The organism is Mesorhizobium mediterraneum, from assembly GCF_002284565.1.
GTDB classification, from domain to species: Bacteria; Pseudomonadota; Alphaproteobacteria; order Rhizobiales; family Rhizobiaceae; genus Mesorhizobium; species Mesorhizobium mediterraneum.
The window spans coordinates 357,187-373,694 of the sequence record NZ_NPKI01000011.1 but is presented as its reverse complement, the minus strand read 5'-3'; the positions used below and the strand labels follow the sequence as shown (position 1 = coordinate 373,694).

General features: G+C 63.5%; 15 protein-coding genes and 1 riboswitch. Of the genes, 9 read left to right on the top strand and 6 right to left on the bottom strand.

The genetic code is table 11. From position 1 onward, the window contains the following. Position 1: 1 nt before the first annotated feature. The 6 genes from CIT25_RS06890 to CIT25_RS06865 form a co-directional block, all read right to left on the bottom strand. The gene (locus CIT25_RS06890) at positions 2–1,210 is read right to left on the bottom strand and encodes an agmatinase family protein (protein ID WP_095483789.1); all 1,209 of its coding nucleotides are present in this window, start codon (positions 1,208–1,210) and stop codon (positions 2–4) included. A gap of 12 nt (positions 1,211–1,222) precedes the next feature. After that, complete coding sequence (locus CIT25_RS06885) at positions 1,223–2,032, bottom strand: ATP-binding cassette domain-containing protein (RefSeq protein ID WP_095483788.1); 810 nt, start codon at positions 2,030–2,032, stop codon at positions 1,223–1,225. Next, a complete protein-coding gene (locus CIT25_RS06880) occupies positions 2,029–2,880 on the bottom strand; it encodes an ABC transporter permease (RefSeq protein WP_164547257.1) in 852 nt (283 codons plus the stop codon). The genes CIT25_RS06885 and CIT25_RS06880 overlap by 4 nt, the downstream gene beginning before the upstream one ends. 63 nt (positions 2,881–2,943) lie before the next feature. Further along, the gene (locus CIT25_RS06875; protein ID WP_095483786.1) at positions 2,944–4,008 is read right to left on the bottom strand and encodes a putative urea ABC transporter substrate-binding protein; all 1,065 of its coding nucleotides are present in this window, start codon (positions 4,006–4,008) and stop codon (positions 2,944–2,946) included. Between the two features lie 100 nt (positions 4,009–4,108). Next, positions 4,109–4,223, bottom strand: a riboswitch (guanidine-I (ykkC/yxkD leader). A 208-nt stretch (positions 4,224–4,431) separates the two neighbouring features. Next, entirely contained in the window at positions 4,432–6,186 is a 1,755-nt protein-coding gene (locus CIT25_RS06870) for an adenylate/guanylate cyclase domain-containing protein (protein ID WP_095484007.1), read from the bottom strand. 133 nt (positions 6,187–6,319) lie between these two features. Then, complete coding sequence (locus CIT25_RS06865) at positions 6,320–7,012, bottom strand: GntR family transcriptional regulator (RefSeq protein WP_185928188.1); 693 nt, start codon at positions 7,010–7,012, stop codon at positions 6,320–6,322. A 300-nt stretch (positions 7,013–7,312) separates the two neighbouring features. Between CIT25_RS06865 and CIT25_RS06860 the strand changes: the two genes are divergently transcribed. The 9 genes from CIT25_RS06860 to CIT25_RS37395 all read left to right on the top strand — a co-directional run bounded on the left by CIT25_RS06860 (position 7,313) and on the right by CIT25_RS37395 (position 16,500). Then, entirely contained in the window at positions 7,313–8,440 is a 1,128-nt protein-coding gene (locus tag CIT25_RS06860; RefSeq protein ID WP_095483784.1) for a BMP family ABC transporter substrate-binding protein, read from the top strand. A 58-nt stretch (positions 8,441–8,498) separates the two neighbouring features. After that, positions 8,499–9,605, top strand: coding sequence for an ABC transporter permease (locus CIT25_RS06855; RefSeq protein ID WP_245329789.1), 1,107 nt, complete (start codon positions 8,499–8,501; stop codon positions 9,603–9,605). Further along, the gene (locus CIT25_RS06850) at positions 9,605–10,531 is read left to right on the top strand and encodes an ABC transporter permease (protein WP_095483782.1); all 927 of its coding nucleotides are present in this window, start codon (positions 9,605–9,607) and stop codon (positions 10,529–10,531) included. Before CIT25_RS06855 ends, CIT25_RS06850 begins: the two co-directional genes overlap by 1 nt. A 25-nt stretch (positions 10,532–10,556) precedes the next feature. Next, on the top strand, positions 10,557–11,258 hold the full coding sequence (gene biuH, locus CIT25_RS06845; protein WP_095483781.1) for a biuret amidohydrolase: 702 nt from the start codon (positions 10,557–10,559) through the stop codon (positions 11,256–11,258). Positions 11,259–11,267: 9 nt separating this feature from the next. Further along, positions 11,268–12,794 (top strand): ABC transporter ATP-binding protein, encoded by a 1,527-nt coding sequence (locus CIT25_RS06840; protein WP_095483780.1) that lies wholly within the window; start codon positions 11,268–11,270, stop codon positions 12,792–12,794. Then, positions 12,794–13,462: a cysteine hydrolase family protein gene (locus tag CIT25_RS06835; RefSeq protein WP_095483779.1), complete on the top strand. Its 669-nt coding sequence runs from the start codon at positions 12,794–12,796 to the stop codon at positions 13,460–13,462. Before CIT25_RS06840 ends, CIT25_RS06835 begins: the two co-directional genes overlap by 1 nt. After that, positions 13,455–13,796 (top strand): cupin domain-containing protein, encoded by a 342-nt coding sequence (locus CIT25_RS06830; protein WP_095483778.1) that lies wholly within the window; start codon positions 13,455–13,457, stop codon positions 13,794–13,796. The genes CIT25_RS06835 and CIT25_RS06830 overlap by 8 nt, the downstream gene beginning before the upstream one ends. Then, positions 13,793–15,622: an allophanate hydrolase gene (gene atzF / locus CIT25_RS06825; protein WP_095483777.1), complete on the top strand. Its 1,830-nt coding sequence runs from the start codon at positions 13,793–13,795 to the stop codon at positions 15,620–15,622. Before CIT25_RS06830 ends, atzF begins: the two co-directional genes overlap by 4 nt. Positions 15,623–15,807: 185 nt before the next feature. Next, positions 15,808–16,500 (top strand): hypothetical protein, encoded by a 693-nt coding sequence (locus CIT25_RS37395; protein WP_245329779.1) that lies wholly within the window; start codon positions 15,808–15,810, stop codon positions 16,498–16,500. Positions 16,501–16,508: the final 8 nt, after the last annotated feature.

The window sequence follows — 16,508 nt, the reverse complement described above, 5'->3', positions numbered from 1 at the left end:
GTCAAAAACTCACCGGTTTGTCGATGATCGATTTATGCTTGCCGAGATTGCCGTGAGCGACCATCGAGCCGAGCGCCTCGACGACGACCCGCACGCCGAACAGCGCTGTGATGTCCGACGTGTCGTAGGGCGGCGAAACCTCGACCACTTCCAGCCCGCAAATGCCCGGCGCCGTCACCAGCCCAAGCAGCTTGAGCGCCTCGCGCGGCAGGAAGCCGCCCGGCTCAGGCCAGCCCGTGCCCGGCACGAAGCCGCAGTCGAGGCTGTCGACGTCGAAGGAGATGTAGACGGCGTCGGTGTCTTTCCATGCGAGCTCGAGCGCGATTTCCGCCGCCTTCTCAAGCCCCATCTGCTCGATGTCGGCAATGGTGAGCACGTTGGTGCCGCGTTTCCTCGCTTCGGCGACGCCGTAGCGGGGAACCTGCCAGCCGCCGATGCCGAGCTGCACGAGATTGGTCGCCGAGACATTCGGCAGGTTGGTCGCCCAGTACCAGGGCGTGGTGTGCATGCGCTCGTCGAGATCCTTTTCCTGGATGTCGATATGGCGGTCGAAATGGATGATGCCGATGCGTTTCGAGGTCACGTCGGCGATGCCGCGCACGCAGGGAAATCCAATCGAATGGTCGCCGCCAAGCATGATCGGCAGCGCGCCGGACGAGGCGACATGGCTGACGCCCTTGGTGATCTGGTCAAAACTCTTTTCGAGATTGGCGGGAATGGTGAAGACGTCGCCGGCATCGCACAGCGTCATCTGCTCGCGCAGGTCGACACCGAGCTCGTAGTTGTATGGCGTGTAGAGCGCCGAGATGCGACGAATGCCTTGCGGGCCGAAGCGGGTCCCCGGCCGGTAGGTGGTGCCGCTGTCGAAAGGAATGCCGATGACGGCGGCATCATATTTGCCGACGTCGCGGACGTTCTCGACATAGGGCGCCTTGAGAAAGGTGTTGATGCCGGCGAAATGCGGCAGCTCGCCGCGCGCGAATGTCGGGATCGACTTGTCGACGATCGACTCCGATCCCGGCAGGCCCATGTCGAGCGCCCATTGCTGCTCCTTGCGCCAGCCGCTTTCCGGCAGCTTTCCCTCGGCCTCGATCGACTTCCAGCCCTGCGTTCCGCGGGCATCGAAATCCGGGTGGTGGAAGCGTTCCCTTGCCTCCCGAGCGACGAGCCCTGCCCGGCGGTGGCTGCGTTCGGGGATATTTCTGAACATACACGGTCTCCGTTACGACGCCGTCGTCGCCATTGCTGTATCCGGCCGGGTCGTCCCGACCATCGCGGCCACCTTGGCCAAGTGATGAGAGGAAGCCCGGGTCTTGCGATCGAGCCTCAAGTCGTAGGTGATCGTCGCGCCATAAGCCGACGGAAACTGCGGATCGTGGCGCACCTTGTCGAAGACCAGCACGCGGGTGCCGAGCTTGAAGGCCTCGCCGATATCGTGGGTGACCATCACCACCGTCATGCCGTGCTCGGTCCAGAGCTCGGTGAGCAGCTCGTGCATCTCGACGCGGATGCCCGGATCGAGCGCACCGAACGGTTCGTCGAGAAGCAGTATCTGCGGCCGGCCGAGCAAGGTCTGCGCAATCGCAAGCCGCTGCTGCATGCCGCCGGAGAGCGATGTCGGATACAGGTCGCGCGCATGGGCAAGCCCGACCCGTTCCAGCATGGTCTCGGCCTCTTGCCTGGCGTTTGCGCGCCTGGCGCCGAAGACGCGGCCAAACGGCCCGCCCGAGCGAAAGTCTTCGACCAGCTGCAGGTTCTGGATGGCGGTCAGATGGGGAAACACCGAATAGCGCTGAAAGACGATGCCACGCTGCGGCGTCGGCTCTGGGACGATCGGGCCATCGCCGACGATGACGACGCCACTGCTCTGCTGCTCCTGGCCGAGCAGGATGCGCAGGAACGTCGATTTTCCGCAGCCGCTGGCGCCGACCAGCGACAGGAATTCGCCGGCTTCGGCAGTGACGTTGACCCGCTCGAGCACGCGGGCATCGCCGTAGCTCTTTTCCAGCCCATGGACGACGATGCGGCTCATCTGGCCTCCACGGGATGCGCCCAAGGGGAGACCGCCCGCGACAGCCGCACCAGCAGCCAATCGGTGATGACGGCAAGCAGCGTGATCCAGGCGACATAGGGCAGGATGACGTCCATCGAGAGATAGCGGCGGACGAGGAAGATGCGGTAACCCAGCCCTTCGGTCGAGGCGATGGCTTCGGCGGCGATCAGGAACAGCCAGGCCGGCCCGAGCGCCAGCCGCACGCAAGTGATGAGGCGCGGCATGACTTGCGGCAGCACCAGCCGCAAGACCATGGTCCAGCTGTTGCCACCAAGCGTCTGTGCCTTGGCCACCAGTTCGGACGGCAACTCCATCACCCGGTTGGCGATGTCGCGCACCATCACCGGCGCGACGCCAAGGGCGATCAGCGTGATCTTGGCCGTTTCGCCGAGGCCGAGCGCGATGAACAGGATAGGCAGCAGCGCCAGCGGAGGGATGACGCAGACGACGGTGACGAAGGGCAGCAGGAAGGCCCGCACCCGTGGAATGAAGCCGATGGCGACGCCGAGCGAAAGCGCCGCGAAGGTGGCAACACCCACGCCGGCGAACAGCCTGAGGAGACTGGCATAGGTGTCGACCCACAGGATGAGATCGCCCGAGCGTTTGTCCGGAACCGTGGCAAGGTCAAGAAAGGCCGACCACATCTGTGCCGGCGAAGGCAGCAGCTTATCGCTGGGATTGACCGCCAGTCGTTGCGCCGAGGCGATCAGATAGGCGATCGCCACGAACAAGAACGGCAAGCCGCCGAGGAACAAGGCGCTGCCGCGCGAGACCTTCGCATTGATCATGCGAAGGCGCACCTTCGGCCTTGGCCGGGAAGGACGCATGCCCTCCCCGCCCGTTTCGGAGACTGTATTCATGTCGCTCGGTCCCCTGGCCAACATGTCGTGTCAGGGCGTTGCGGTTGCGGCCTCGGCCATAAAGGCTGGATCGAAACGCAGCTTGACGTTTTTGGCGTCGCCCAGCGTGGATCCGTCGGGAAAGCTCATGCCGATCACGTCGACACTCGCCGCGTTGGTGCCGAGAATGCCGTGGCTGAACAGGAAGTTGCGGACAAGATCCATCGTCTTCGGCAATTCGGCGCCGTTGGTGAACTCGACCGCCTTGGCAGGGTCGAAGAACATCGCCGTCGAGGCGAGCTGCGCGTCGAAGCCGGCGAGGTCCGTGCCGGAAGCCTTGGCCATCTCCTCCTTGGCTGCCTTGCCTTCCGGCGTGTCGGAGGTCATCAGGTCCATCGCTTCGTACCATGCGCCGACAAGCGCCTTGCCCAGCGCTGGATTGTCCTTCAGCGTCTCGGTGTTGACGACCATCATGTCGATGATCTCGCCAGGAATCTGCGAGGAATCGAACACTTTGCGAGCACCCGGCATGGCGGTGATCTCGGAAACCAGTGGGTTCCAGGTGACGACGGAGGTGACGTCGCTGGTGCCATAGGCGGCGACCATGTCGGCGTCGGATGTGTTGACGACGGTGATGTCCTTCTCGGCGAGCTTGACCGTGTCCAGCGCCCGCGCCAGCAGGTAATGCGAGACGGAGAGCTCGACGAGATTGACCTTCTGGCCGGCAATATCGGCGAGCGCGGACTTGTCCTTGAGGATCACCGCATCATTGCCGTTGGAGAAGTCGCCGATGATCACGGCGGTGGTGTCGACGCCGCCGCCAGCGGGGATCGACAGCGCGTCCATGTTGGTCATCGAACAGCCGTCGAAGCCGCCGGCGGTGTACTGGTTGATGCTTTCGACATAGTCGTTGATGCGGGTGATTTCGACATTGATGCCGTATTTGTCGGCCCATTTCTTCATGATGCCGCTGTCTGAGAGATAGCCCCACGGCATCCAGCCGACATAGATCGACCAGCATATCTTGAAGTCTTTCTTGGGCGCCGCGTCGGCGGCGGAAATCATGGAAAGGCTGAGTGATGCGGCTAGGATGATTGCGGCCAGCTTGCGAAGCATTGCGTACCCCTGTTCGCGATCCGGATTGCGTCCGGACTTTATGTTGGGGTTTACGGAGCGCGCATCCGGGAGAGGTTCGCGCCAGCAAACCCGTGCAGGGTTCTCCCGGGATTTTGGCCCGCCGTGTTCCGCCGGATGCCTCAGTGCACCCCTGGCGGTCGCATCTCTTGGACCAGCACCGCTTTGTCGCGGCCGGAACCCTAGACGCTCTGCACATCACCAACGATGCAAGGAGCATGCCAATGCCGAATTATGCCAAAAGGCCGGCATCTGTGGGCCTGTGCGGCTTCGAGCATTCGCACGAGTGACGCGAAAATCATCGCATCGCCGACGGATTGGGCAGTTTGCCTGATTGCTAGTGGTCCCGCTTGACATAAGAGTCCGACGGGAGATTCTCTTTGACGCGTGCGACTCGATGCCTACTCACTGGGGGAGGCCAGCGAGACGGAGGCTCTCAGCGAGGTATTGGACGTGCGGACCACGCTGGGCGGTTATCTCTAGCCAGGTCCTCACAGTAAAGCTTGGGCTTTCCGCCAGTATGCCTGCCACCACCCGTCGCGCTTCTTCAACTAGCCCGAGGCGAGCGTACGAGGCGGCGAGCACCCGCCGCACGAATGGAGGAGGTTCTGGATGTTCTCGCATGGCGCGGAGAGACCATTCCAATGCCATCTCGTGCCTTCTTGCCGCAAGGTGGCACTCAGCAATCGAGGCATGAAAAAGGTACAACAGCGGGTCGAACGGGCTCAATCGCATTGCCCTTTCCAACGAAGGGATCCCATCAAGTCCGATCCAGGAAGTCACCCAACCTTTTGCTGCCCAGGCCTGTGCGGAATTATGGTCGATTGCCAACGAGCGCTCGATCAGCTCGAGAGCATGTTCATGTTCGTGTACGACACTTGCGAGCGCCGTAGCGGATGCCCACAGTACGGCTGGATCTTCCATATCGAGCTTGAGCGCTTCCCTGGCAAACCGAACACACAACTCCTGCTGGTCGGGCCGCCAAGAGTGCCAACCCGAATTCTTGCTGAACATCAAAGACCAGGCCGCCATCGCGTAGGCATACGCATAAGAAGGATCGACGGCGGTTGCTTTTTGAAGGAGATCGTGGGCGATTGCACTCCTTTCGGGCGACCCTGACCAGGCATGTGGCAGGGCACGCAGAACAAAGTCGTAAGCAGTCAAATCTTCGGTTCGCTTTCGCGACGTGCGATCGATTTCCGCTCGCTGAAGCTTCGGAGCGATCGCACCGACCACGCTCTGGGTCACCCCATCTTGCAGTTCGAATACGTCTTCGAGACTGCCATCAAAGCGATCAGCCCAGACATGATTCCCGCTTTCCGCCTCGATGAGCTGTCCCGTGATCCTGACCCGATTGCCCGCCTTGCGGACACTCCCTTCCAGCACGTAACGCACGCCGAGTTCGAGCCCGACCTGCTTCACATTGACCGCTTTGCCTTTGTAGGTGAAACTCGAATTCCGCGCGATCACGAAGAAGCTGCGCACCCGGGACAGCGCCGCTATGATGTCCTCCACCATGCCGTCGCTAAAATACTCCTGCTCCGGATCGCCGCTCATGTTAGTGAACGGCAGAACGGCAATCGACGGCTTGTCGGGAAGCGCCAAGGCAGGCCGCGCCATCGCCGCTTCGCGGTCCGGCCGCAGTCGGTAGATCCGCACCCGCTCGGCGATGTTCTTGAGTTGCTGCTCGCCGAGATCATCGAATCCGAGCTTCACCTTGCCCCGGACGTGGTTGAAGACAGTGCGAGAGACGACGATGCTCCCAGCATCAGCCAAGGCCTCGAGCCGAGCCGCGATGTTGACTCCATCACCATAGAGATCGCCGCCTTCGACCATCACGTCGCCCAGGTTGATTCCGACGCGCAGCACAATCCGGGAATCTTGGGGCACGTCGGCGTTGGCAGCTGCCATCGCGTTCTGGAGCTCGACCGCGCATTGGACAGCATTCACGGCGCTGGCAAATTCCACCAGCACCCCGTCACCCATCAGCTTGACGATGCGGCCATTATGCTTGGCGAGCAGTGGCTGTAGGATGTCTTTGCGACGGGACTTGATGGCAACAAGGGTCCCAGCCTCGTCCCGCTCCATGAGGCGGCTGTAGCCGACCACATCGGCTGCCAATATCGCAGCAAGGCGGCGTTGGACGCGTTCTTCTGCCATGTCATGCATCAGCCTTCGGAGGCCCACGGGACCGGGATTGTATTGGGGGCCACGCTGCGAGTCCATTGGGCGAGAGTCTGCGATGGGGTGGGTCGGAAAACGTCTTCCACGTCGGGTACCGAGCGTCAGATTTTCACTTGTAGGAAGACACTCCGATCGAATCCGTCTCCGACTTCATCGGGTCAACCGCGGCAAAAACGGCGCTCGCCTCGCTGACGATCGAAACATGATCCTTGGCTGCGTTTCCCGCGGCGGCGCCGTCACCGCGCATGATCGCGGTAACGATGACGTCGTGTTCCTGCCAGGATTTGGCCAGGCGGCCCGGCAGCATGAATTGCGCGCGCCGGAACGGCGCCAGCCGGCTGCGCGTCATGACGGTCAGTTCATAGATGTGCTTGCTGTGCGCGCCGCGATAGAGCCGGGTGTGGAACTCGGTGTTGAAATACTCATAATCCTCCTCCGCAGCCAACTGCACAAGGCGCGCCGATGCCTGATGCTCGACCTCGAGCGCGCGGCGCTCGCCGGCGGTCATGCGCTCGGCCGAGAACCGCGCGCAGATCGCTTCAAGCTCGGCCATGCTCTCGAACATCGAGGCGAGATGCTCCTGCGTCACCACGGCGACGGTGGCGCCCCGGTTGGGCCGCCTTTCGACCAGCCCCATGGCGCTCAGCCGGCCAAGCGCCTCCCTGACGGGGGTGCGCGAGACATCGAAACGGGCCGCCAGCGAGGCCTCGTCGAGCTTTTCGCCGGGGCGCAGGAAGCCGGTGACGATCCGGTCACCGATCGCCCTCACCATCTGATCGACGGTCGTGCCCGACCTGATCAAGCTGCGCTTCCCCGACAATTCTCCTCCGTCCAGTCTGTTCGCGGCTATGCGGCAAGCGGCTCGCCGGCCAGTTTCGACTCGGGCGCGCCTCTCTATGCCTCTATTTTAATCTACATGTCAAACTGGCTATTTGAAAGGCAAAAAGTGTATGCAATTGCCTTTCGCTTGAGCAGGGCGGCTCGGCACATCCGCTGATTTCATTGAATAAATTTTATCTTTTGAACTGGCACACCGATTGCATGCACTTTCGTGAGAAGGGAATTAATCGACCCGGAAAAGGGTCCAACAGGGAGCATTCACATGACCGAGAGATTCATGCTTAGCCGCCGCGATCTGCTCAAGACCTCCGCCGCCGGAGCGGCGCTCGGTCTGGCCTCGGCGTCATTTCCGATCAGCAGGGCGTTCGCCGCGGCCGCCACTGTCGGCTTCATCTATGTCGGGCCGAAGGACGACTACGGCTATAACCAGGCGCATGCCGAAGGTGCCGCGACATTGAAGGCCATCGAGGGCATCTCCGTTGTCGAGGAGGAGAACGTCCCCGAGACGGTCGATGTCCAGAAGACGATGGAATCGATGATCAACCTCGACGGCGCCTCGCTGATCTTTCCAACCTCGTTCGGCTATTTCGATCCGCACATGCTGGCCATGTGCGCGAAATTCCCCGACGTTCAGTTTCGCCATTGCGGCGGCATGTGGAACAAAGACAAGCATCCGATGAATGCCGGTTCCTATTTCGGCTATATCGGCATGGGCCAGTATCTCAACGGCGTCGCCGCCGGTCATGCCACCAAGACCAAGAAGATCGGCTTCGTCGCGGCAAAACCCATTCCGCAGGTCCTGCTCAACATCAATTCCTTCCTGCTTGGCGCACGCTCGGTCGACCCGGCAATCACCTGCCAGGTGATCTTCACCGGCGAATGGTCGCTGGCGGTCAAGGAGGCGGAAGCCACCAATGCGCTGGTCGATCAAGGCGCCGACGTCATCACCTGCCATGTCGACAGCCCGAAAGTGGTGGTCGAGACGGCGGCGGGGCGCGGCGCCTTCATCTGTGGCTACCACGCCAACCAGAGCCCGCTGGCGCCCGAAAAATATCTGACCGGCGCGGAATGGAACTGGGCAAAAGTCTACAAGATGTTCGTCGACGACCTCATGGCCGGCAAGCCGCTGCCCAATTTCACGCGCGGCGGACTGGCCGACGGCTTCGTCAAGATGAGCCCGCTCGGTCCCGCCGTCAGCGAGGCGGCGCGCGCGCAGTTCGACGGCACGCTCGCCGAGATGATGAAGGGCGGCTTTTCGGTCATCAAGGGTCCCCTGAAGAACAACAAGGGCGATGTCGTCGCAACCGAAAGCCAGACGTTCGTCGAGACCGCGATCGAGCTGGAAAGCATGGACTATCTCGTCGAAGGTGTCGTCGGCTCGACCGCTTGATCATGCATCGGAGACGGGGGCCATGGCAGACACGGTGAGCAGCGCGGGCGCGCCAGCGATGTTCGGCGCCAAAAGCTATCCGGCGGCGCTCGAATGGATCGCCCGGCGAGCGGAAGCCTTCGTCATCCCGCTCGCGGCGCTGATCGTCGGCATGGCCCTGTTCAGCCTGTTCATCGCGCTGGTCGGCAAGTCGCCCGTGCAGCTCTATGAAACGATGTGGCGCGGCGGCTTCGGCTCGTGGTTCTCGATCCAGAACTCGCTGTCGCGGGCCGCACCCCTGCTGCTTGCGGCGCTCTGCGTGGCGCTGCCGGCCCGGCTCGGCCTCGTCGTCATCGGCGGCGAAGGCGCGATCGTGCTGGGCGGCGTTGCCGCGGCCGCCATGGGCGTCGCCACCAGCGGCGCGCCCGCCTTTTTCGTTGTTCTTGCCATGGGCGTGGCGGGCCTGGCCGCCGGCGGCATCTGGATCGGTGCCGTCGGCGCGCTACGCCACTACCGTGCCGTCAACGAGACCATATCGAGCCTTTTGATGGCCTATATCGCCATCGCGCTGATGAACCATCTGGTGGAAGGACCGCTGCGCGATCCCGCCTCGCTCAACAAGCCCTCGACCGAGCCGCTGGCGGAGGCCTACCGCATCGGCAACATTCCGGGCATGGACGTGCATTGGGGCCTCGTCGTCGGCGTCATCGCCTGCATTCTGTCCTGGCTGCTGATCGAAAAGACCCGCTGGGGGTTCGCCGCCCGCATCGCCGGCGGCAATGTCAGGGCGGCCCAGGTGCAGGGACTTGCGGTCGGACCGCTGATCGTCGGTTTCACCGCGCTGGCCGGCGGTTTCGCCGGCCTTGCCGGCATGCTGGAAGTCGCCGCCGTGCAAGGCAGCGCCAACGCCTCGCTCGCCGCCGGTTATGGGTATACCGGTATCCTCGTCGCCTTCCTCGCCCGCCACAATCCGCTCGCCATCATCCCGGTCGCCTTCCTGCTTGGCGGCATCGACGCCTCCGGCGGGCTGATCCAGCGCCGCATGGACCTGCCCGACGCCACCGTGCTGGTGCTGCAAGGCATGCTCTTCGTCGTCATCCTGTTCAGCGAAACCTTCTACGGCCGCTTCAAGGCCTTCAATCCCGACCTCTGGCAGAGGCCAGTTCTTTTGAAGGGGACTGCGTGATGGACTCGACCGAGATCGGCCTCTGGGGCGTTCCGCTCGCCATGCTCGGCGGCGCTATTCGCGTGTCGACCCCCTTCATCTTCGTGTCGCTGGGCGAAGCCATCACCGAGCGTTCGGGGCGCATCAACCTCGGCCTCGAAGGCACGCTGGTCTTCGGCGCGATGACCGCCTATGCCGTGGCGGTGATGACCGGCTCGCCATGGCTCGGTCTGCTGGCCGCCGCAGCCGCCGGTCTTTGTTTCGGCCTGTTCCACGGCTGGATCTGCAAATTCCGTGGGGTCAACGACATCGCCATCGGCATTGCGCTAATGCTGTTCGGCTCGGGTCTCGCCTTCTTCTTCGGCAAGCCGTTCATCCAGCCCTCGGCGCCCGACCTGCCGGCGATCCCCTTTGGCGGCTGGTCCGATGTTCCGCAGGTGCAGGCGGCGCTCAACGTCAACGTGCTGTTCCTGATCGGCGCAGCACTTGCCGTGTTCCTGTGGTGGGCTTTCCGCAACACCCGCGCCGGTCTGATCCTGCGCGTGGTCGGCGACAGTTCCGACGCCGCGCGCGCCATGGGCCTCAACCCGAACACGGTGCGCCTCCTCGCCACCGGCCTCGGCGGCGCGCTGGCCGGAATCGGCGGCGCCTACCTGTCGCTCTACTATCCCGGCAGTTGGACCGAAGGCATTTCGTCGGGCCAGGGGCTGATGGCGGTGGCGCTGGTCATCTTCGCGCGCTGGAACCCGCTTGGCTGCTTTGCCGCGGCGCTATTGTTCGGCGGCGCCGGCGCGCTGGGGCCGGCGCTGCAATCGGTCGGCGTCACGCAAGGCTACTATCTATTCTACGCCGCACCCTACATTCTCACGCTCATCATCATGATCGCCACCTCGTCGCCGAGCCGTTCGCTCGCCGGCGCGCCGGGCGAACTGTCGATCACCAAATGACGTTTCCAGACTGGAGTTTTGCTCAATGAACGCCAGAGCCGAAGTCACGCAGCGCTACATCGACGCCGATCCCTATCCATGGCCCTACAATGGCGAGCTCCGGCCCGACAACACGGCGCTGATCATCATCGACATGCAGACCGACTTTTGTGGGCCGGGCGGCTATGTCGACCATATGGGCTACGACCTTTCGCTGGTGCGTGCGCCGATCGAGCCGATCAAGTCGGTGTTGTCGGCCATGCGGGCGAAGGGCTACACCATCATTCATACGCGCGAGGGCCACCGGCCCGATCTCGCCGACCTGCCGGCCAACAAGCGCTGGCGCTCACGCCGCATCAATGCCGGCATCGGCGATCCCGGACCTTGCGGACGCATCCTGGTGCGCGGCGAGCCGGGCTGGGACATCATCCCCGATCTCTATCCGGCCGAAGGCGAGCCGATCATCGACAAGCCAGGAAAGGGCTCGTTCTGCGCCACCGACCTGGAGCTGATCCTCAACCAGCGCGGCATCGAAAACATCGTGCTCACCGGCATCACCACTGATGTCTGCGTCCACACGACGATGCGCGAGGCCAATGACCGCGGCTTCGAATGCGTGATGCTGGAGGATTGCTGCGGGGCGACCGACCACGGCAACCATCTGGCTGCGATCAAGATGATCAAGATGCAGGGTGGCGTGTTTGGCGCGGTGTCGAACTCGGCGTCCTTCGTTGCCCAGTTACCATGAGGCTCGACCATGAGTGACCGCAAAAAAGCAGTCGGCGTCGAGACGATCGGCATGACAATGCGCTTCGGCGCCTTCACCGCGCTGGACGACGTGTCGATCAAGGTGCCGGCGGGATCGTTCCATGCGCTGCTTGGCGAAAACGGCGCCGGCAAGTCGACGCTGGTCAAATGCATGATGGGTTTTTATCACCCGACCGCCGGCGACATTCTGGTCGACCGCCGCGAGGTCGCGATCACCAGCCCGAAGGATGCCTCGGCGCTCGGCCTTGGCATGGTCTACCAGCATTTTACCCTGGTCCCGTCGCTGACAGGTGCGGAAAACCTGGTCATCGCCCGCGAAAAGGTGCCGGGGATTATCGACTGGCGCAAGGAGCGCGCCGCACTTGCCCAATTCATGCAGCGGATGCCGTTCAAGTTGCCGCTCGACGTCAAGGTGGCCGAACTTGCCGCCGGCGAGAAACAGAAGCTCGAGATCATCAAACAGCTTTATCTCGGCCGCAGTTTTCTGGTGCTGGACGAGCCGACGTCGGTGCTGACCCCCGGCGAGGCGCAGGAAGTGCTCGGCCTCGTGCGCGGCATGACCAAGGCGGGCGACCTCACCGTATTGATGATCTCGCACAAATTCCATGAGGTGACGGCATTCGCCGACGACATCACGGTGTTGCGCAAGGGCAGACTGACAGGAACAGGGAAAGTCTCGGAACTCTCTCACAAGCGGATGGCGGCGATGATGATCGGCGACCAGCCGATTGCCGCGCTCGACAGCCGCGCTCCAGTGCCTGTCGGCGCCCGGCAAATCCTGACGGTGAAGGCACTGAAGGCGCCCGACCGAACAGGGCTGAAGACAATCCATATCGGCGCGCTTGATGTGAAATCCGGCGAGATCGTCGGCGTCGCCGGTATTTCCGGCAACGGCCAGAAGGAATTTCTCGAAGTCCTTGCCGGACAGCGTGCGCGTGATGCCGGCGACGTGCTGGTGAAGGGCTCGCCCTATGGCGCCAGCCGCGCCGAGGCCCGCACGCTCAACGTGCGCTTCATCCCGGAGGAACCGTTGCGCAATGCCTGCGCGCCAAGGATGACGGTGGCGGAAAACATGGCTTTCCGAACCTTCGACCTGAACGAGGCTGGCAAACCGATCAACTGGATCAAGATGAGTGCCATCAGGGACTATGCGGCCCGCCTAGTCGAGCATTTCAAGGTCAAGACGGCCTCGCTCGCCTCGCCGATTTCGTCGCTCTCCGGCGGCAACGTCCAGCGCGCTGTGCTCGCCCGCGAACTGACCGGCGAGGTCGATCTGCTGATTGTTTCGAATCCGTGCTTCGGACTCGATTTCTCCGCCGTCGCCGAGATCCGCGCCCGCATCATGAAGGCACGCAACGCCGGTGCTGCGGTGCTGCTGATGTCGGAGGACCTCGACGAATTGCTGGAACTCTCCGACCGCATCTTCGTCATGTCCGACGGCGCGCTGGTCTACGAGACGCCGATCGCGCAGGCGAGCGTGCAGACCATCGGCGAGCACATGGCTGGACATCATTGATGGCCGAGATCGACGCGCTGCCGTTTCCGTTTGCTTTCAAGCCTGAGGCGGTGGCGCTGGTCGTCATCGACATGCAGCGCGATTTCGCCGAGCCGGGCGGCTTCGGCGCCAGTCTCGGCAACGACGTCAGCCGGGTGGTGGCGATCGTTCCAACGGTGAAGAGACTGATCGAGGGATTTCGCGCCGCCGGCCTGCCGGTGATCCACACAATGGAGTGCCACAGATCAGACCTCTCGGACCTGCCACCGGCCAAGCGCAACCGCGGCAATCCGTCGATCAGGATCGGCGATGTCGGCCCAATGGGCCGCGTGCTGATCGTCGGCGAGCCGGGAACGGCGATCCTCGACGAGCTTGCCCCGCTGCCTGGCGAAATCGTTATCGAAAAACCTGGCAAGGGCGCGTTCTACGCCACCAGCTTCGGCGAGGACCTGAAGCGGCTCGGCGTGCAGCAACTCGTCTTCGCCGGGGTAACGACGGAAGTCTGCGTGCAGACGACGATGCGCGAGGCCAACGACCGCGGCTATGAATGCCTGCTGGCCGAGGATGCGACGGAGAGCTATTTTCCGGAATTCAAGGCGGCCGCGCTGGCCATGATCAGGGCGCAGGGCGCGATCGTCGGCTGGACGGCGATGACGGACCAGGTGCTCAAGGGAATTGCCGATGCCTAACATTGCATATCCGGCTCTCACCTGGCGTGATCTGACATTCGAGCATTTTCGCGAAGGCATCTCGGTGCATTGGCTGCTCAAGGGCGGACCGGCTGAACCGTCCGTCGCGATCCTGAACTATCGGCCCGGCGCCGGCGTGCCGCGCCATCGCCATGTCGGGCTGGAAACCATCGTCGTGCTGGAGGGCATGCAGAGCGACGGGAATGGCGACTATCCTGCCGGAAGCGTGGTGCTGAACCCGGCCGGGACCGAGCATTCGGTGTGGACGAAAGACGGCTGCGTCGTGCTGATCCAGTGGAATCTGCCGGTGATCATTCTGGACGAGACGAAATGAGCGAAATCCGCTTCGATATCGGCAGCCTGCACGCGGCCTATGCCTCCGGCATGTCGGTTGCGACCGTCGTTGAAACCGTGTTTCAGCGCATAGCGGAAGCGGACGATCCCGGCATCTTCATCCATCTGGCAAGCAAGGCCGAGATGCTCGCCGAAGCCGAGGCACTCGGCGGATTCGATCCCGTGGCAAAGCCGCTCTGGGGCGTGCCGTTTGCGGTCAAGGACAACATCGATGTTGCCGGCATGCCGACCACGGCCGGCTGCGCCGAATATGCCTACTTGCCGACGAAAGACGCCACCGTCGTCGCGCATCTGAGGGCGGCCGGCGCGCTGGTCGTCGGAAAAACCAATCTCGACCAGTTCGCCACCGGCCTCGTCGGCGTGCGCACGCCCTATCCGATACCGAGAAACGCGATCGATCCTAAACTGGTGCCGGGCGGCTCCTCGTGCGGCTCGGCCGTGGCGACGGCGCGCGGCATTGTTTCTTTCGCGCTCGGCACCGACACCGCCGGCTCCGGCCGTATCCCCGCCGGCCTCAACAACATCGTCGGGCTGAAGCCGACGGTCGGCGCGCTGTCGGCCGCCGGCGTCGTGCCGGCCTGCCGCACGCTCGACTGCGTCTCCGTCTTCGCGCTCACCGTCGATGACGCCTACAGCGTCTTCAGGGCCGCGGCGGCAAAGGATGACGCCGATCCTTATTCGCGCGTTATCGCGGCGCCGTCGCTCGGTCCGCGTCCACCGGTGCCGTCTGTCGGCATTCCGGCAAAGACGGACCGGCAATTTTTTGGCGACGCCGCCATGCAGGCGGGATTCGAAACGGCGCTGCGGACGCTGGAACAGCTCGGCTGCCGATTGGTAGAAATCCCCTTCGGCGATTTCTACGCCACCGCCAACCTGCTTTACGAAGGCGCATGGGTGGCCGAGCGCTATGCGGCGATCGCGGATTTCATGGAAGCGAACGAAGCAGCCATGCACCCGGTGACGCGCACGATCATTGGCGGCGCGCGAAAACTTTCGGCAACGGATGCTTTCAAGGGCTTTTATGCGCTGCAGGCCTACAAGGCCGGGCTGGCGCCTGTCATCGCCTCGGTCGACCTCTTCTGCGTGCCGACGGCGCCGACGCACTATTCGCTGGCGGCTGTTTTGGCCGATCCGATCGTCACCAACAGCCGGCTCGGCACCTACACTAACTTCGTCAATCTGCTCGACATGTGCGGCATCGCCGTGCCGACGGGCAAGCGCGACGATGGCTTGCCGATGAGCGTCACCTTGCTTGCCGCTGCCGGCAAGGACGCTCTGACGGCGGCGCTCGGCAGCGAGCTCCATGCAGCCGGCGGTCTCGGGCTTGGTGCGACCGGCTGGCCAATGCCTGCCTCATCCGCCAAAACGCCTGATTTCGATGACGCCATGATCGAGCTCGTGGTCGTCGGCGCACATTTGTCGGGGATGCCGCTCAACGGCCAACTCTGCGCGCTGGGCGGCCGAATGAGCAGGATCGCCAAGACAGTTGCTTCCTATCAGCTCTATGCGCTTGCCGGCCAATCCGTGCCGAAGCCGGGGCTCGTGCGCGTTGCCGATGGCAACGGAGCGGCGATCGATGTCGAGGTTTGGCGGCTTTCAGCAGACGCGTTCGGACGGTTCGTGGCCGCGATCCCACCGCCGCTCGGCATAGGCACGATCGAGCTCGATGACGGGACATCGGCCAAAGGCTTCCTGGTCGAAACCGCCGGATTGTCACAGGCTATCGACATTTCGGCCTATGGCGGTTGGCGCAGCTTCATCGCAAAAGCCGGCGGAAATCGACTGGGAACCGCTCCGGCCGGTTGAACGATCGGCGTTCGCGCCGCAACGTCAGCGCGACCTCAAATCATAGCAGCGATGCTCGGCTCGCAGTTGATACGGCGAGCCAGTTACGCCGAATGCCGTAAGCGATCCGTAAGCGCGCGTGGTCGAAACGTTGCACCGTGAGTGGCAGGCGTCACCGAGCGCTTGCGACCGCCGGAGACCTCGCGATGCGAACAGGCAGTGCAGTGGCCCCCACGGATTTCGCCGGGACTCATCAGACCCGGCGATGGTCCGCGCTGTCGGGGTTTTCTGCTCGCTGGAACATGGCGACGGCGGCGATACTTGTCGGCCTGCTGCCGACCTGGGCGTTCGCGGGAGATCAGACCCCCAACTGGCGCCTGAACGCGCGTGTCGTCGCGGTCGGGCTGCCCGACGTGGCCGGCGTGCGCGAGGTGGGCCGCTTTCATGTCGGCGGGCCGATTCCAGGAAATCCGGAATTCCTCATGGCGACGCGCGAAGGGCGGGTGCTCGATCCGCTCAGGGTTCTTGTCGCCGTAGGTAGCAATTTCGGCGCGCCGCCGGGCGATCCAGTATTTGAGGTCGGGACGATCCTGTCCATCGATCCGCGCGCGGGCAAGTCTGCTGGCACCATCATCGTTCCGCAAGATCTCACCGGCAAAGACGCGGATGCGAGGGTTCAGCTCTACACGGCGCAGAGCGAACGGTTTCTCAACCGGCGGTACAATGCCGGGGCTCGAACCGCGCGCCACGCAGCTGCGTCCGGACCGCGATACATTTCCATCAACAACGCGTTCGGAAGGCCCTGGATCGCAAACGCGCCTGGCGGGGTCAATGGCGAGGGCAGCGTCACGGTCGTCGACCCCGACGGTGCGCCACTCGCCAACGCGCCAAGCCGCTAGGCCGGCGG

Bases quoted from the DNA above. Each gene is read 5' to 3' on its own strand.
- CIT25_RS06890 (WP_095483789.1), bottom strand. From the start codon at position 1,210: ATGTTCAGAAATATCCCCGAACGCAGCCACCGCCGGGCAGGGCTCGTC.
- CIT25_RS06885 (WP_095483788.1), bottom strand. From the start codon at position 2,032: ATGAGCCGCATCGTCGTCCATGGGCTGGAAAAGAGCTACGGCGATGCC.
- CIT25_RS06880 (WP_164547257.1), bottom strand. From the start codon at position 2,880: ATGCGTCCTTCCCGGCCAAGGCCGAAGGTGCGCCTTCGCATGATCAAT.
- CIT25_RS06875 (WP_095483786.1), bottom strand. From the start codon at position 4,008: ATGCTTCGCAAGCTGGCCGCAATCATCCTAGCCGCATCACTCAGCCTT.
- CIT25_RS06870 (WP_095484007.1), bottom strand. From the start codon at position 6,186: ATGGCAGAAGAACGCGTCCAACGCCGCCTTGCTGCGATATTGGCAGCC.
- CIT25_RS06860 (WP_095483784.1), top strand. From the start codon at position 7,313: ATGACCGAGAGATTCATGCTTAGCCGCCGCGATCTGCTCAAGACCTCC.
- CIT25_RS06855 (WP_245329789.1), top strand. From the start codon at position 8,499: ATGTTCGGCGCCAAAAGCTATCCGGCGGCGCTCGAATGGATCGCCCGG.
- CIT25_RS06850 (WP_095483782.1), top strand. From the start codon at position 9,605: ATGGACTCGACCGAGATCGGCCTCTGGGGCGTTCCGCTCGCCATGCTC.
- biuH (WP_095483781.1), top strand. From the start codon at position 10,557: ATGAACGCCAGAGCCGAAGTCACGCAGCGCTACATCGACGCCGATCCC.
- CIT25_RS06840 (WP_095483780.1), top strand. From the start codon at position 11,268: ATGAGTGACCGCAAAAAAGCAGTCGGCGTCGAGACGATCGGCATGACA.
- CIT25_RS06835 (WP_095483779.1), top strand. From the start codon at position 12,794: ATGGCCGAGATCGACGCGCTGCCGTTTCCGTTTGCTTTCAAGCCTGAG.
- CIT25_RS06830 (WP_095483778.1), top strand. From the start codon at position 13,455: ATGCCTAACATTGCATATCCGGCTCTCACCTGGCGTGATCTGACATTC.
- atzF (WP_095483777.1), top strand. From the start codon at position 13,793: ATGAGCGAAATCCGCTTCGATATCGGCAGCCTGCACGCGGCCTATGCC.
- CIT25_RS37395 (WP_245329779.1), top strand. From the start codon at position 15,808: ATGCGAACAGGCAGTGCAGTGGCCCCCACGGATTTCGCCGGGACTCAT.